Genomic DNA, 2,143 nt, shown 5'->3' with positions numbered 1-2,143 from the left:
TCGTGCCAGCCCGCGAGCCCGCCCGGCCTCATGTCGGCTGCGCCACCACGGGCCCAGGGCCATACGGCCGAGGTCGCACAGGGCCCAGCCGCAACGGACAACCGCGCCGCACCCCCGTACGGAAACACCCCCCGACCGCCCGGAAACAGTTCTGCACAGACACCACGGGCCCAGGGCCCCGGGCCGGCGTCCGATGGCACCCCGGGCTCGGCCGCCACGTCGGACATCGACGGCGTCCTCCCGCACGCCGGGGCCTCACAACCCGGCAGTGCCGGCCGGCCGCCCTCCCCCGCCGACGCCACCATGCCCCTGCGCCCCGTGGCCCCGGAGGCGACCGCCGTCCTGCCGACGGCCTCCGCCACCTCGGCGCTTCCGACGCCCCTGGCTCCCGTCGCGACCGAGCCGAGCGTCACCGTTCGGCGCATGTTCGACGGCACGGCGGGGGCGGATCGCGGCACGCCGGAAGGCGGCGGGCCCGGCAGGCGCCGGCCACGTCGGCGCAGCACCCTCCTGATCGCCGCCGCAGGTGCCTGTGTCGCCGTCGTCGCCGCGGCGGGGTACGCGAGCGGGCTGTTCTTCTACGAGAGTCCCTCCCGGGACACCGCCCTGCCGGACGACATCCGCGCGAGCGTGCCGGACGCCCCGTCCAGCAGCGCGGCGTCCACACCCCCGCAGGGCAGCGCCTCGGCCGCTCCTTCGGCCCCGGCCGCACCGCCGCCGTCGCCGTCCCGCAGCGGGAGCCCGTCCGCCTCGCCGTCGCCGTCCGCGCCCAGCGCCTCGGCGAGCCCGTCGCAGTCGCCCTCGCCGTCGGCTCCGCAGCCGTCCGCCTCGGCGGCCGGCCCCGAGCAGGCGCCCCCGGAGGACGGCCGCCAGAAGGGCGGCCCGACCGTCCTGCGCCTCGGCGACCGCGGCCCGGAGGTCACCGAACTCCAGCTCCGCCTGCGGCAGTTGTACCTCTATGACGACGACACCGACGGCTCCTTCGACAACCGCCTGGCCGACGCGGTCCGCACCTACCAGTGGTCACGCGGCGTCCAGAGCGAGGACCCCGGCGTCTACGACCGGGCGACCCGGGAGAGGCTGGAGTCGGAAACCCGCGAGCCATGACCGGCCCGGGCGTCCTACCGTGACGCCGTGACTACTCAGGTGATCGTTCTCAACGGTGGTTCGAGCTCGGGCAAGTCCGGGATCGTCCGGTGCCTGCAACAGGTCCTGCCCGATCCGTGGCTGGCCTTCGGCGTCGACTCGTTCGTCGACGCGCTGCCCGCGAGGCTGCGGGGCTCGGACGGCGGGATCACCTTCGCGGCGGACGGCGGCGTGAGCGTGGGGGCGGAGTTCCGGGCTCTGGACGCGGCCTGGACCGAGGGCATCGCCGGCATGGCGCGTGCCGGCGCCGGGATCATCGTCGACGACGTCTTCCTCGGCGGCCCGGCGTCCCGGCAACGGTGGGAGAAGGCTCTGGCCGGTCTCACCGTGCTGTGGGTGGGCGTCCGGTGCGACAGCGCGGTCGCCGCGGGACGCGAGATCGCCCGGGGAGACCGGGTCGGGGGCATGGCCGCGTCACAGGCCGGCGTCGTGCACGAGGGCATGAGCTACGACGTGGAGGTGGACACGACACACACCGAGTCCCTGGAGTGCGCACGCGCCATCGCCGCTCAGGTGACGCGCGCGCCTGCACCGCCCAGGTGAGGCGGGCGTCTTCGCCGCCGACGCGACGGGCGGGCCATCGCCGCCCGAGTGAGACACGCGCCCTGGCCGCCCACGAACACGCGCCTCCATCGCCGGCCGTGCGACGCGGGCGCTCGCCACCCAAGTGACGCACACCGTCACCGCCGCCCGGCTGAGCCCGGACGCCACCACCCTCCAAGCCCGGACGCCGCCACTCCGCTGAGCCAGGGCCGCTACCACCCCGCCGAGTCGGGCGGCACGAGGTTCACCCGATGTGCAGGCGGATCGTCCCGTCGCCCACGGCCTCCACGCGCACCTTCGTGAGGTCCTCCACCACCACGTCCGGCTCGTGGTACGCGGCCCGGGGCCCGATGCCGACCACCGTCATCCCGGCGGCGCGCCCGGCCGCTATCCCGGCTCCGGAGTCCTCGAACACCACACAGTCCGCGGGGGCGATCCCCAGCTCGGCGGCGCC

3 protein-coding genes are annotated in these 2,143 nt (G+C 75.9%); 2 read left to right on the top strand and 1 reads right to left on the bottom strand.

The genetic code is table 11. The features are described 5' to 3' along the window. Positions 1–303 precede the first annotated feature (303 nt). Positions 304–1,107, top strand: a complete 804-nt coding sequence (locus ABZ281_RS46990) for a peptidoglycan-binding protein (RefSeq protein ID WP_356664703.1) — start codon at positions 304–306, stop codon at positions 1,105–1,107. Positions 1,108–1,134: 27 nt separating this feature from the next. Then, the gene (gene cpt / locus ABZ281_RS46985; RefSeq protein ID WP_356664701.1) at positions 1,135–1,689 is read left to right on the top strand and encodes a chloramphenicol phosphotransferase CPT; all 555 of its coding nucleotides are present in this window, start codon (positions 1,135–1,137) and stop codon (positions 1,687–1,689) included. A 244-nt stretch (positions 1,690–1,933) separates the two neighbouring features. Here the strand turns inward: cpt and ABZ281_RS46980 are convergent. Next, the coding region (locus ABZ281_RS46980) for an HAD-IA family hydrolase (protein WP_356664699.1) at positions 1,934–2,143 on the bottom strand (210 nt) is incomplete at its 5' end.

Origin of the sequence: Streptomyces sp. NPDC006265, from assembly GCF_040613555.1 — a bacterium.
Taxonomy (GTDB): domain Bacteria; phylum Actinomycetota; class Actinomycetes; order Streptomycetales; family Streptomycetaceae; genus Streptomyces.
This window is presented reverse-complemented; position numbering and strand designations above follow the sequence as displayed.